Annotated in this window: 16 protein-coding genes and 1 CRISPR repeat array; of the genes, 7 read left to right on the forward strand and 9 right to left on the reverse strand. The window is 26.4% G+C overall.

What is annotated here, in order from left to right:
- Window positions 1-187 precede the first annotated feature (187 nt).
- The 4 genes from OM90_RS11470 (at window position 188) to OM90_RS13570 (ending at window position 3,346) form a co-directional block, all read left to right on the forward strand.
- On the forward strand, window positions 188-904 hold the full coding sequence (locus OM90_RS11470; protein WP_058487013.1) for a YjjG family noncanonical pyrimidine nucleotidase: 717 nt from the start codon (window positions 188-190) through the stop codon (window positions 902-904).
- Window positions 905-940: 36 nt separating this feature from the next.
- Complete coding sequence (locus OM90_RS11475) at window positions 941-1,678, forward strand: YebC/PmpR family DNA-binding transcriptional regulator (protein WP_058487014.1); 738 nt, start codon at window positions 941-943, stop codon at window positions 1,676-1,678.
- Window positions 1,679-1,910: 232 nt separating this feature from the next.
- On the forward strand, window positions 1,911-3,080 hold the full coding sequence (gene rlmD, locus OM90_RS11480; RefSeq protein ID WP_330381868.1) for a 23S rRNA (uracil(1939)-C(5))-methyltransferase RlmD: 1,170 nt from the start codon (window positions 1,911-1,913) through the stop codon (window positions 3,078-3,080).
- Between the two features lie 89 nt (window positions 3,081-3,169).
- Complete coding sequence (locus tag OM90_RS13570; protein WP_408605923.1) at window positions 3,170-3,346, forward strand: hypothetical protein; 177 nt, start codon at window positions 3,170-3,172, stop codon at window positions 3,344-3,346.
- A 307-nt stretch (window positions 3,347-3,653) separates the two neighbouring features.
- Here OM90_RS13570 and OM90_RS11485 read toward each other — a convergent pair whose 3' ends face one another.
- Genes OM90_RS11485 through OM90_RS11495 form a run of 3 tightly spaced genes read right to left on the reverse strand, consistent with a single transcriptional unit; the run spans window position 3,654 to window position 4,218 of the window.
- Window positions 3,654-3,821 carry a hypothetical protein gene (locus tag OM90_RS11485; RefSeq protein WP_160323667.1) on the reverse strand — a complete coding sequence of 56 codons (168 nt, stop codon included), beginning with the start codon at window positions 3,819-3,821 and terminating at the stop codon, window positions 3,654-3,656.
- The gene (locus tag OM90_RS11490) at window positions 3,814-4,008 is read right to left on the reverse strand and encodes a class IIb bacteriocin, lactobin A/cerein 7B family (protein ID WP_058487016.1); all 195 of its coding nucleotides are present in this window, start codon (window positions 4,006-4,008) and stop codon (window positions 3,814-3,816) included. The genes OM90_RS11485 and OM90_RS11490 overlap by 8 nt, the downstream gene beginning before the upstream one ends.
- An 18-nt stretch (window positions 4,009-4,026) precedes the next feature.
- The gene (locus OM90_RS11495) at window positions 4,027-4,218 is read right to left on the reverse strand and encodes a hypothetical protein (protein WP_058487017.1); all 192 of its coding nucleotides are present in this window, start codon (window positions 4,216-4,218) and stop codon (window positions 4,027-4,029) included.
- Window positions 4,219-5,550: 1,332 nt separating this feature from the next.
- On the opposite strand from OM90_RS11495, the gene pgaC reads away from it, so the two are divergent.
- Window positions 5,551-6,771: a poly-beta-1,6-N-acetyl-D-glucosamine synthase gene (gene pgaC / locus OM90_RS11500; RefSeq protein ID WP_058487018.1), complete on the forward strand. Its 1,221-nt coding sequence runs from the start codon at window positions 5,551-5,553 to the stop codon at window positions 6,769-6,771.
- A gap of 25 nt (window positions 6,772-6,796) precedes the next feature.
- Window positions 6,797-7,207 carry a poly-beta-1,6-N-acetyl-D-glucosamine biosynthesis protein PgaD gene (pgaD, locus tag OM90_RS11505; RefSeq protein ID WP_058487019.1) on the forward strand — a complete coding sequence of 137 codons (411 nt, stop codon included), beginning with the start codon at window positions 6,797-6,799 and terminating at the stop codon, window positions 7,205-7,207.
- Window positions 7,208-7,801: 594 nt separating this feature from the next.
- Here pgaD and OM90_RS11510 read toward each other — a convergent pair.
- The 5 genes from OM90_RS11510 to OM90_RS13460 all read right to left on the reverse strand — a co-directional run bounded on the left by OM90_RS11510 (window position 7,802) and on the right by OM90_RS13460 (window position 10,314).
- A complete protein-coding gene (locus tag OM90_RS11510) occupies window positions 7,802-8,038 on the reverse strand; it encodes a DUF4367 domain-containing protein (protein WP_058487020.1) in 237 nt (78 codons plus the stop codon).
- Window positions 8,019-8,603 (reverse strand): hypothetical protein, encoded by a 585-nt coding sequence (locus OM90_RS11515; protein ID WP_058487021.1) that lies wholly within the window; start codon window positions 8,601-8,603, stop codon window positions 8,019-8,021. Before OM90_RS11515 ends, OM90_RS11510 begins: the two co-directional genes overlap by 20 nt.
- Window positions 8,587-9,120, reverse strand: coding sequence for an RNA polymerase sigma factor (locus OM90_RS11520; RefSeq protein ID WP_064505541.1), 534 nt, complete (start codon window positions 9,118-9,120; stop codon window positions 8,587-8,589). The genes OM90_RS11515 and OM90_RS11520 overlap by 17 nt, the downstream gene beginning before the upstream one ends.
- Before the next feature lie 160 nt (window positions 9,121-9,280).
- Window positions 9,281-9,895: a hypothetical protein gene (locus OM90_RS11525; protein WP_058487023.1), complete on the reverse strand. Its 615-nt coding sequence runs from the start codon at window positions 9,893-9,895 to the stop codon at window positions 9,281-9,283.
- Between the two features lie 239 nt (window positions 9,896-10,134).
- Window positions 10,135-10,314, reverse strand: coding sequence for a sigma factor (locus OM90_RS13460; protein WP_242860907.1), 180 nt, complete (start codon window positions 10,312-10,314; stop codon window positions 10,135-10,137).
- Window positions 10,315-10,848: 534 nt separating this feature from the next.
- Here OM90_RS13460 and OM90_RS13090 point away from each other — a divergent pair.
- A complete protein-coding gene (locus OM90_RS13090; protein ID WP_207643871.1) occupies window positions 10,849-11,019 on the forward strand; it encodes a hypothetical protein in 171 nt (56 codons plus the stop codon).
- A gap of 80 nt (window positions 11,020-11,099) precedes the next feature.
- Window positions 11,100-12,716: direct repeats of the CRISPR family, unit length 30 nt; unit sequence ATTTACATTCCACTATGGTCGAATTAAAAC.
- 172 nt (window positions 12,717-12,888) lie between these two features.
- On the opposite strand, the gene istB is transcribed toward OM90_RS13090, so the two are convergent.
- A complete protein-coding gene (gene istB / locus OM90_RS11535) occupies window positions 12,889-13,650 on the reverse strand; it encodes an IS21-like element helper ATPase IstB (protein ID WP_058487025.1) in 762 nt (253 codons plus the stop codon).
- Between the last annotated feature and the right edge of the window lie 20 nt (window positions 13,651-13,670).

A 13,670-nucleotide genomic window follows, 5' to 3' on the forward strand; every position in this document is an offset into this window, starting at 1 on the left:
GCTTAAGGCTAATTTTATACTTTAACACCTAAAATCAAGCATGATTTCTACTAAACATAAGTGTTGCATTTAATATTGCAATTTAGATGTTTTTATTTATTAAATTAATTTATCTAATTTTATTTCTTCCCCTTAAATTTTAATTTATAATAAAAACATTAATAAAGTTTTTGAAAGGAAGTTAAAAATGATAAAAACTATTTTCTTTGATTTAGATAATACTTTATGGGATCATAATAAAGCTCAAAAATACAGTATCGAAAAAATATATTTTCAATTAAAAGAATTTTATCCTTCTTTAAATAATAAAAATGATTTTATAAAAATTTATGATAAATGCAATAATGAGGTTTGGGATGAATATAAAAAAGGAAAGCTAAGTCATCACGAGGTTCGTGTAAATCGCTTTATTAATTTATTGTGTCATTATAATATTAAAGATAAAGATTTAGCAATAAAATTAAATAATTTATATATATCCATTTATCCTACTTGGAGTTTTTTAATAGACGGTGCAAAAGAACTTTTAGAAAAATTATATCCTACATATTCTTTAGGTATAATTACTAATGGTTTTTCTGAAACTCAAAATATTAAATTAAAAAATTCTAATTTAAAACCATATTTTAAATGGATAGTTTATTCTGGAGAAATTGGCAAACCAAAACCCCATCCTGAAATTTTTGAATATGCAATCAAAAAAGCTAATATTTTTCCTAAAGAAGCTCTTTTTATCGGAGATGATTTTACAGCAGATATAATTGGTGCTAAATCTATAGGAATGCATACAATATGGTTTAATCCTAAAAAAATAAAAGAAACAGAAAAAAATAAATATGCAGACTACGAAATTTATTCTTTAGAAGAAGTATGGAATATTGTCAAATCCTTAGAAACATGCTAAAATATCATGGATATAAGAAGGTTAGGAGGAAATATAATGGCAGGGCATTCGAAATTTGCTAATATAAGACATAAAAAAGAAAAAGCTGACGCTAAAAAAGGAAAAATATTTACTAAATTAGGTAGGGAAATAGCTGTTGCAGTCAAAGAAGGTGGCCCCGATCCTGCTAATAATTCAAAATTAAGAGATGCTATTGCAAAAGCTAAATCTAATAATATGCCTAATGACACAATAGAAAGAAGTATAAAAAAAGCCGCTGGAGATATTAGTGGAGTAAATTATGAACCTATGACATATGAAGGCTACGGTCCTAATGGAGTAGCTATTATAGTAGAAGTATTGACAGATAATAAAAATCGTACGGCAGCCAATGTTCGTCATGCCTTTTCCAAAGGTGGAGGTAACCTTGGAACAACAGGCTGTGTATCATTTATGTTTGATAAAAAAGGTCAAATTATGGTTGAAAAAAATGATAAAATAGATGAAGACGAATTAATGATGTTGGCATTAGATGCTGGAGCTGAAGATTTTATTACTGAAGAAGAAGGTTATGAGATTATAACTTCTCCAGAAAATTTTTCTGCTGTAAGAGAAGCTATTGAAAATCAAGGAATCAATATGATTTCTGCAGAAGTTGCTATGATTCCTCAAACTACAACCAAATTAACAGATGAACAAGATATCAAAAAAATGAAAACTTTATTAAACTTACTTGAAGACGATGACGATGTTCAAGAGGTTTATCACAATTGGGAATTTGATGAAGAAGTATAAAAAACTAATATTTACAAAAATTTAAAATATTAAAAATTATAAATTTTAACTCATTTAATTAAATTAAAATATATACGCCCCTAAATTGTATATGTAATTAGGGGTGTTTTTAAATGCAATTTTTACAATATGTATCTACAAATATAAGAATAAACCGTATATAATTATAAATAATTGTATTATAGAATATAATTAATAATTTAATTATTAAATTGGTAAAAGGAGAAAAACTATGCCTAAAAAAAATGAAACATATGAGGTTTTTATAGAAGATGTTATATTCCCTAATAAAGGAATAGCATATATAGATGGTAAAAAAATGATTATAAAAAATGCTATAAAAGGTCAAAAAGTCAAAATCAAAATAATAAAAAAACGAAAAAATAAGATAGAAGCTAGAATATTAGAAATCTTAGAAAAATCTCCTATAGAAAAAGAATCTCCATGTCCTCACTTTGGAATATGTGGAGGATGTACTTATCTTACTCTTCCATATGAAGAACAATTAAAATTAAAACAAAATCAAGTAAAAGCTCTTTTAGACGAAGCAAAAATAGATGGATATAAATTTTTAGACATAATCCCTAGTCCCCTAAAATATGCTTATAGAAATAAAATGGAATTTTCCTTTGGAGATGTAGAAAAACATGGGGACTTAGCTCTAGGAATGCATAAAAAAGGTGCATATTATGAAATGGTTACCGTAGAAAACTGTAAAATAGTAGATGAAGACTTTACAAAAATAATGATTACAGTATTAAATTATTTTAGAAAACTTGATATCCCCTTTTATCATAATAGAAAACATGAAGGATATCTTAGACATTTAGTAGTTCGCAAAGGAACTAAATTACAAGAAATATTAATAAATCTAGTAACCACTTCTCAAATGGATTTGGATTTATCAGATTTAGTTAAAGAAATACTTAAACTTAATCTTAAAGGTGAAGTTAAAGGTTTTCTTCATACTATCAATGACAGTTTAGCAGATATAGTACAAAGTGATGAAACTAAAGTACTTTATGGACAAGATTATTTTATGGAAGAACTCTTAGGCCTTAAATTTAAAATATCTGCTTTTTCCTTTTTTCAAACTAATTCTTTAGGAGCTGAAAAACTCTACTCTGTTGTTAGAAACTTTGCTTCTTCTACAAATAATAAAATAATATTTGATTTATACTGTGGAACAGGGACTATAGCTCAAATAATGGCAAGTATATCCAAAAAAGTAATAGGAATTGAAATAGTTGAAGAAGCTATAGAAGCGGCTAAAGAAAATGCCAAGTTAAATGGACTAGATAACTGTGAATTTATTGCAGGCGATGTCTTAACTAAAGTTGATGAATTAAAAGAAAAACCAGATTTAATAANAACTGTGAATTTATTGCAGGCGATGTCTTAACTAAAGTTGATGAATTAAAAGAAAAACCAGATTTAATAATCTTAGACCCTCCTAGAGATGGAATTCATCCAAAAGCTATTAAAAAAATTATAAACTTTAAAGCTAAAGAACTAATATATGTATCTTGTAAGCCTACTTCCCTAGCAAGAGACTTGAAAATTTTTATAGAAAATGGATATAAGGTAGAAAAAGTACAATGTGTAGATATGTTCCCTCACACTCCCCATGTAGAGACGGTAGTATTGATATCAAAGGTTGATAAATAGAAAACTTAAAAGTGTAGTAAATAAAGGGTTTCTTGACATTGGTTTTTTCTTCAGGCTGAATTGCCTAAGGGGACAATGTCAGGAAACATTTATTTTTACTGTTTGATGTAACTAACATATCAACTTCCCTAATCTCCATGCTTCTTATGATTATAATAATCTAGTAATAAATCTATATCTTCTTGCATTTCCATTATTTTGTACTTGAAGTCTCTCCCTTAAAATTATAAATTAACTAAGATTTTTATATTTCTACTATACACTACTTACTTATTCAAGCATTTAAGAGGGATGTAAAACTATTTTTTTATTTTTTATTTTTATATGTAATCATTATAGCAAGCATAGCAACAAGTAGAGATATTGCACTCAATAATCTCTGAAAATTATATTTAACTATAGAATATATTATCAAAGAAATTGATAATATAATTAAAAAAGCTACTATTACTCTAATTATTCTATCTCTACTCATAATCAAATGCATCAACTATATCCGCTAGTCCACTAACTATCAAAAATCCACCTTCAATAGTAGTTGCAGGTTCTGGTAAAGTACAGCCAATAATTCCACCAATAATTTTACCAGTACCAATAGCAAAATCATACGGGTCAAATCCTCCATTGATTTCTTCTAATTCTTCTATTAATAAACTATTCATTGATGCATACCTCCCATTTTAATTTCCACCATTGCAAGCATCTTTTATATGTGAAATTCCATCAACTGCCAAGGCAATACCTGCGGCTGGATTAATACCTATACTTACAGGTAAAGCCCATGCCATTTCTATTGTCCCAATAAATGCATCAAAAGCATCATTACCACCATTAGTTTTCATCATTTCATCTTGTGAGATTTCGTATAACAATTTCAATCACCTCCTATTTGAATAATAACCATCCCCTTAAATGCTTTAATAAGTAAATACCCCTCCACTTTTAAATAAATGGTAATAAATATACTCTCCCATAATTTCCATCACATAATTTATAAAGGAATAAGCTTGAATATCTTTTAGATTATATTGGATTTTTTGTAATTTATTATATTATAAGCCTTATATATATATATACTATTTTACGTATTTTGTAAAGAATTTTTAAATATTATTTTATTTTCAAGTATTTAATTATTATGCATTATATAATTTCTATATAATTCTATATTAAAATCCTTAATATTTCCCCATTCCTAATATATTATTATACTTTCTTCTCTACTCTCATCCCACTTTTCAGCACAAAAACAAAAAGCGTTTTACTGATAACTTCTACCCTATCAACTAACGCATTAAATATTTCTTTATCAAATTCAGTTAAACCCCTAGAAATAGTAATGGAATCACATCAGAAACTTTATAATCTGTAATTGAAATTATTAATAAGAAAGAACGTGAAAGTACAACTATAAGAGTGCATGATATAAACATATTATACAGATTGACATGTTACCGTAATAAGTTAAATGGACTAGATAACTGTGAATTTATTGCAGGCGATGTCTTAACTAAAGTTGATGAATTAAAAGAAAAACCAGATTTAATAANAACTGTGAATTTATTGCAGGCGATGTCTTAACTAAAGTTGATGAATTAAAAGAAAAACCAGATTTAATAATCTTAGACCCTCCTAGAGGTTGTAAAAATGTCAAAAATAGATTAATGTTATTTTGCATCAATCTAAACTTTTATGTTACTAAAATACTATTTTATATAAAAAAATTATAGTGCAGTAGCTTAAGTTGCTGTACTTTTTTTATTTAAAACGGATTATTATAAGTATTAAGAACACTTTAAATATGAAAACAGGATTGATATTATTCCGATAAGGGTATAAAACAAAGTAAGGGTAATTTTAGTTATCTAACAACCTAATATTATGCAATTGATGGAATGTCTTGTTGTTTTATATGATTTCTAGTATAATGTTATATTATATCATTCTTTTTTAAAAAACGTTATTAAAAAATAATAATTTAAAAGTGTTCCTATTTATGTTTATAGAAATATCCAACTCTATATTGACATCATCAGTATACAAAATTATATAACACAAAATTTACCAAAAGGAATTGTATTAGATATATATTATTATAACTAGCCATCTAAAATAATACCTCTGGTATAAAGCCAGAGGTATTATTTTTTTAACTTTATTTTAGATAAGACGTCTACTTAATAAATATAAAGGTGGGGTGAAAAATGTTTAAATTCATTATTAATTTTGTATTTTGGTATCCATTAATAATGAGTTTAGTTTGGATAATAGGAAGCCTATTATTTTTCTATAGAAAAGAGAAAAAAACTCTTCCTTCTGTAGATGTATATCCTATGGTTTCTATTTTGATTCCTTGCTACAACGAAGAGGATACTATAACAGATACTATTAAAAAACTAGATAAACTTAACTATCCAAATTATGAAATTATCGCTATTAATGACGGAAGTAAAGATAATACAGAATCTATTTTAAATGAACTATCAAAACAATATAATAAATTACGGGTGGTTCATATAGTTAATAATTCCGGAAAAGCTAATGCTCTATATATAGGATTAATTGCTTCTAATTCAGAATTTTTAGTAAGTATTGATGCTGATGCTTATTTAGATCCAGATGCATTAAATTATATGATACCTCATTTTATAGCTCCAAATTATGGAGAAAGAGTAGGAGCAGTAACTGGTAATCCAAGGGTTAGAAATAGAAGTTCTCTATTAGCTAGAGTTCAGCTTTGTGAATATTCTAGTATTATCAGTTGTATAAAAAGAGCTCAACGTATGTTAGGTAAGGTTATGACAGTTTCAGGAGTGGTAGTTGCTTTTCGAAAAAAAGCATTATTAGACTGTGGATTATGGGATAGAGATTTAATCACTGAAGATATAGGAGTTACATGGAAATTACAAAAGAGATTTTGGGATGTAAGATATGAATCTAGGGCTTTATGTTGGATGCTCGTTCCAGAAACTTTTAAAGGTTTTTGGAAACAAAGATTACGATGGGCCCAAGGAGGACTTGAAGTATTATTTCGTCATTGGAAAATTATTTTTAGTTGGAAAAACAGGCGATTTGTTCCCATTTTAATCGAAGAATTTATTAGTATATGTTGGGCTATTGCTTGGCTAATATTGATCATATGGAATATTTTTCAGTGGATTGTTTATAAGAATTCAAACTTTATTTTATGGCAAGGTCAGTTTCTTTCATTATTATGTTTAATTCAATTTTTTATTGCAATGAAATTAGATAAAAATTATGATAAAAAGCTTTTAAAATATTACTTATGGGCTATATGGTATCCAATTTTTTATTGGTATTTCAATGCTTTAGTAGTAATAAGAGCAATTCCAAAAGCTATTAAAAGTACTAGAAATAAAAATTTTGCTACATGGGAAAGTCCTGATAGGGGACTAGGAATATAAAAATTGAACAAGAGAAAGGACTAAAATGGATAAAAATATTATAGATAATAAGCAAAAACAAAAAAAAGTATTTTTTGAAAGACTGTTAACAATAACTGGATGGATTTTTATGCTATACAATGCAATACAAATTATTGCTACCATAATACTTTGGATATTTAGCATACGTAATACTTATTATACTTTTGAAGATAATGTTGAAGTAATTTATACTTTTTTCATATTAATTATTTTAGCTCTTGCAATATTTATCATAATAATAACTTGGAGTACCTATAATCTAAAAAAATATGGAAAGCTTAGAAGAAGAAAATTTGCAAAAAATGTATCAGATGAAGATATAATTACTTATTTTAATATTACAGAAGAAAAATTAAAATCTATGAAAAAAGATAGAATTATATATATAAATAAAAACATAGATAAAAAATTATAATTTATTTGCTATTCCTAAATGTTTAAAATTTGATGGATTAAACAACCAATGCGTTAATAACCCCTTTTACAGCTTAATACAAGACTAAAAGATGCCCCATTAAGATTCAAGTTTAAAGTACAGTAACTTAGACTGCTGTACTTTTTTATTATTTTAAAAATATTTTTTTATTTAAAAAGTTGACAAAAGAAAATTTATTTTAAAAAATATTTGGTAAAAAAAATGGAGAAAAAAATCTGATTGTAATTAATAACTAGACCTTATTTAATATTAGTGCTAATATTAAATAAAGGGTAATTTATTATCCAATATTGAATCTTATTACCATAATACATGAGTAGTAATCTAAAATCTAAATAAATTCTTTCATACTAAAGATTTCCTTTATAAAATGTAAAAATATAAATCTCGTAATTTAAGCGAGATTTTCTTCTCCTACTATTAAGTCTGCAAAATAGAAGATAAATATATATTCTCAAATTTCTCTTTATTCCATAAAATTACTAAATATGTTGGAATAACTATAACAAAGATTATTGAAAATATAACTTATATAGTGTATTAAAAGAAGAAAAGGATATATACTTTTTATATTTATTTAGAAATATTTTCTGCTATTTTTAGAATCTCATCTCTACTTAAATTTCCTACAATATGACATTCAACGCCATCTTGGTACCATATTAGATAAATCACATCGTCCGTTTGCCACATATATGCTTGAGATCCCTTTAAAGTAATTTCTTCTATATTAGTATTTTCTGTATCATAATATGATTTACCTTCATTAGGTAAAGAAAATAGCTTTACATCAAACTTTAACCCAATCAAATGTCCTTTTACGTGCTTCTACATTGACTGCTAAAACAACAGAAAAAGTTAAAAGACTTATCAGTGCAAAAATAGCAACTCTTTTAGCTATTAATATAGCCATTTTATTATGATTTTGCTTAATCTTTATATCTTTTAGTTTTCGCCTGAAAGACTTAGAATAATTAGGTTTATGTAGTACCTTAATATTATCATAGTCTTTTATATCTTCTGTAAGAGCTATATTACAAGCCCTTATCATAGAATTCTCATCAATCCACAAATCCCCAAGCCCCATAAAACTAGATAGCATTTTTTGTATGTAACGTAATTTACTTATAACATTTTCTGTCTCTAGTACCTTTTCTATTTCAGAAGATGTACTATTAAAACAATATCTCAAGAAAAGAATACTACGATATTCTAAAGGTAATAAACCTATTTTTCTAGCTAATTGATTAACATTCTCGCTAGATAATGTTTGATACATAATACTATCCATATTTAATTTATACATTTTTTCTAATTCAGAGTGTAGGGATAGTTCGCATGCATATTTCATTGCATCTTTAGATATTTGAAACATTCAACCCACCTTCTTCATAATACAGACGTAATTTCTTTAAAATTCGTTGACTACGTTTTTTTGCAGCTTCCTCAGTAATGTCTAAAAGCTCTGAAATATCTTTAAATTTCATTTCATTAACAAAGCGCAAATGAACAAAAAATTTTTCATCATCTGAAAGCTTATTAATACATGAAAGCAGTTGTTCTTTATCGACTGCGTCTAAATATTCTTCTTCAATACTATAATCCTCTTGGCTATGATCAATGTAATCTACACTATCTACGTGTATAGTCTTCTTTCTTTTTCTTATAATATTCATTGTTTCATTCTTTAGTATTACTACACAATATGGCTCTATTTGAGAACATGGTAAAGTAGATATTTTTTTTATATTTTCTATAATCTTTAGAAATGTTTGTGATACAGCTTCTTCTGCATCAAATTTATCCTTTAATATATTAAAAGAAATATTATACATTTTAACGTTCATTTTTGAAAAAATCTTATTTATAAAATCTACTTCATCATCTGTCATTACGCCAAGTATTAAAATTATCAACTACCCCACCTCTGTGAACTTCAAATCATCTATTAATTATTTCCTGTCATTAATTTATAAACTGCAAAATTTTGATGTTTTCAATATTTTACCATAAACAATATTTGAATTCTATATAAAACTTTTCTTTTATATACTAATGTTTAATATCAGTTATTGATGTATCAAACTCAAAGGATAAATCATCTAATTTAAACCAAAGCTCTGATTCCTCCATAGGTATGGACATTTTGACCCAGCCTTCCTTACGTTCTAATATTATCCCTGCTCCATATTGGATCCCTTTTTCGTTACCATCAACTCCATCATAACTCATTGCATTATTAACAATTGCCTGATTAGCATTATCTCTAAAAAGTGATTTATCATAACTTAATTTGCTTTTCTCAATTGTACCACGAATACGTGGAACATCACCGAATGCTTGAACAATTCTACACTCATCATTATGTTCTTCAATTACTATTACCATGTCATTTTTATTTAGTGAAAACTCCTCATTTTCTAATTTTTGATATATAGGATTGTTATTTGAATCTATTGTGATCACATAAGGATCCCTCAAAATTACATCTTCAGTAATTATGGCTACCTGTCCTTTATATTCAACTAATTGATTATTAGACTGTTCTTGTTGATTCATCACCTCTGGTAATTGGGAATTTTCATCACTAGAATCCCTATTAGTACAACCTACAATTAAAAAACTTATTAAAATTATTGTTACGATATAAAATATAATTCTTTTCATAACATCACCTCTTATTAATTTTTAATACTTTTAACACATTAAACAATTATTTCTATAAACCTAATTTATCAGAAGAGTAATTATACTTTAGCTTCTTCCAGCTTATTAAATAGGTTCTTACCTAATAATAATGGTTATTTCAATTACTCCTATTCTTTTAAATTTCACAAAAATTCCTCCTTAGTCGTTATTTAATTTTTCACTTATATAACGTATAAGTATAAAAAAAGGGACATATTCTAATACTTTATCAATAAGATATTGGTCCTTATTATTTTTTCTATAAAAATCAATACATAGATTTTAGCTATGGTATACAGAAAAGTGAGAGATTTTCCCCTATTTATATAGGATGTCTGACTAAAATATTTAAGGAAAGTTTCTTGTGTCAAATCTTCTGCTACCTCTTTATTATTCACTTTAAAATAACAATATCTATAAATTTTATCGTATTAATCTTGTAAACTTATGGACATAGGCAATCTCCTTTCACTATGAATAACTTATAAACATAAATTTATGTGGTTTTTTCAAAAAATAATGGAGCGGGATTTTAAATAATCCCACCCCAACTATTGACAAAGAACCTTAAAATTTTGGTATTATCTATATAACTATTAAACTTTAGTAAATTCTATCTTTACCAAAAAATTGCTTTAATATCAAAAATCCTAATTATTATATCAAAGAATATAAATTCATAAATCATATTTATATATATTTTAAAAGTTATAGAAATTAAAATGATTGAAAGTATTACTATAATAAAATTTCCTAAGAGATATTTTCCAATATATATTATCCATAATCTTTTATATGAACTCATTTTCAATATTGTCATTGAAATTCTATTCGATATTATAAATATTCTTGATTATCATAATAAGTTTTTACTAATTATTAACCTTAGAATTACAAAAATAATAAATTCTCATGACGATAATGACAAAATAATGTCTGAAAATTTAAATTTAAAAGTAAAATCAATATTTGAAATATTTAATGATATAACGATAACTAACGTAATACTAAACCAGTTATTACGTCAGTTAAAATTGAAAAAAATAACAGATAAATCTTATAGAATTGATAAAATATTTGATAATAATTCTAAAAATAATTAGTCAAAAGTGTTAAAATTTATTTTTGAAAAATGTTAAAAAAAGATATTGACATTAACAATTATCAAGATTAAACATTACAGATTTACATTCCACTGTGGTCGAATTAAAACATTAACAGGTCAAAAAATTTTTAAATTATTAAAAAAATTTACATTCCACTATGGTCGAATTAAAACATAGCGTCTGATGTAATAGTAAAATATTACAACAGAATTTACATTCCACTATGGTCGAATTAAAACTAACATAAGGGACTATAGAAGCCCCTGTAGCAATTGTTTACATTCCACTATGGTCGAATTAAAACACAGATATCGAGGAAGCAGTATAGATTTTTGTTCTGATTTTACATTCCACTATGGTCGAATTAAAACTTTATTTGAAGAAGTATTAGGGCATAGCAATGCTATATTTACATTCCACTATGGTCGAATTAAAACCACTAGATAAATATTATCAAGAAAAAGCTTATCAAACATTTACATTCCACTATGGTCGAATTAAAACTGATAATGTAAGTTCTGATTATATTGTTGAGGTTGAATTTACATTCCACTATGGTCGAATTAAAACCCATCCTCGGAACTAGAACCATCACCTCCCTCAAAAAATTTACATTCCACTATGGTCGAATTAAAACAATACCTATCATTGTGCTCATAATACCTATACCAACATTTACATTCCACTATGGTCGAATTAAAACATACCATTTGAACAAATTATAACTGTTTTTACCTACATTTACATTCCACTATGGTCGAATTAAAACTCAAATATTATTTAAACGATTTCCAGCCTGCAACTGAATTTACATTCCACTATGGTCGAATTAAAACCGCAAAGCTGATGGAAACTTCATGGTAAATAAAGAATTTACATTCCACTATGGTCGAATTAAAACACGATACTCGTCCATTTCATACCATGGGAAAAATACATTTACATTCCACTATGGTCGAATTAAAACTGTCAAATAAATTCTTCCCGCAACTTGTTATTAAAATATTTACATTCCACTATGGTCGAATTAAAACTTATGAGCGATTAAAATAATCTTTTTTATACCAATTATTTACATTCCACTATGGTCGAATTAAAACATCCAGATACCTTGCAAATTCTTCCCACAAAGATGTATTTACATTCCACTATGGTCGAATTAAAACATAATTTAGATAAAGACGCATTAAGGAGAGGATTTTTATTTACATTCCACTATGGTCGAATTAAAACGAAGTAGTTTTTACTGCCGAATTATTTGGAGTGCCTATTTACATTCCACTATGGTCGAATTAAAACAGATATAGAGGAAGCAGTATAGATTTTTGTCTAGAATTTACATTCCACTATGGTCGAATTAAAACTTCTTCTATCATAGACTTACCACCCTTCTCACATTAATTTACATTCCACTATGGTCGAATTAAAACAAGATACAATAGTACATATTTGCCCATTAGTATTATATTTACATTCCACTATGGTCGAATTAAAACAATAGCGTCTGATGTAATAGTAAAATATTACAATAAAATTTACATTCCACTATGGTCGAATTAAAACAAAATAGAGATTACGAACCGACTCAGGTTAAGTTGATTTACATTCCACTATGGTCGAATTAAAACGTGTATTGCATTAAAATAAAATCTTCAATATTTTCCATTTACATTCCACTATGGTCGAATTAAAACTTTGTATTTCCTTTTCAAGTGTATTTGTCAATTGAAAATTCCCCTAAAATATAACTGAAAAATCCCCTATGGGAGTAAAAAAATTATTGATTTTCTAACCATAGTTTTGTTTCTTTTAGCCTATATGAGTTACCATTCATATTGACTATATATGATTTNGGGAGTAAAAAAATTATTGATTTTCTAACCATAGTTTTGTTTCTTTTAGCCTATATGAGTTACCATTCATATTGACTATATATGATTTATGAGTTAACCTGTCTATCATAGCAGCAGTCATAACAGGGTCTTTAAATATTTCATCCCATCTTTCAAAAGAAAGATTGGTAGTAATTATTGTAGATTTTCTACCGGCTCTTAGAGAAAGATATGTAAATAGTAGTTCGGACCCTTCTTTATCAAAAGATATGTATCCTAGTTCATCAGCTATAATAAGGTCGTATTTTTCAAATCTTTTCTCAAATGTTCTTAAAGTTTTTTCTGATCGACTTTCTTTTAAATGGTTTACAAGTAGTGGAATAGTAGTAAAAAGAACTTTATACCCTTCAATACAAGCTTTTATGCCTAAGCCTATAGCCATGTGGGTTTTACCTGTTCCAGGATTACCTGCAAGAATTATATTTTGTCCATTTTTAATAAATTCAAGTGATGAAAATATCTTAAGTTTATTTCTAGCATCTTCTGGAAGATCTTTTATTACTAAATCTTCAATGTATTTTTTATAAGGAAATTTAGCATTTCTGATTCTATTCTTTATCCCATTTTCTTTTCTAAGATCATATTCTTTTTCAAATAATTCATAGAGAAATTCATCAAAGGTTAGATTTTTTGTATTTGCTTCATTTATCTCTTCTTTGAAATGTTTTAAAATATATGGCAACTTAAGTTCTTTTGAAAATAGACTTATTTTTTCATGTATTTCTTTATTATTCATATGATTTCCACCTCCTTATT

The sequence above is a fragment of the Defluviitalea phaphyphila genome (assembly GCF_001466305.1).
Taxonomy (GTDB): domain Bacteria; phylum Bacillota; class Clostridia; order Lachnospirales; family Defluviitaleaceae; genus Defluviitalea_A; species Defluviitalea_A phaphyphila.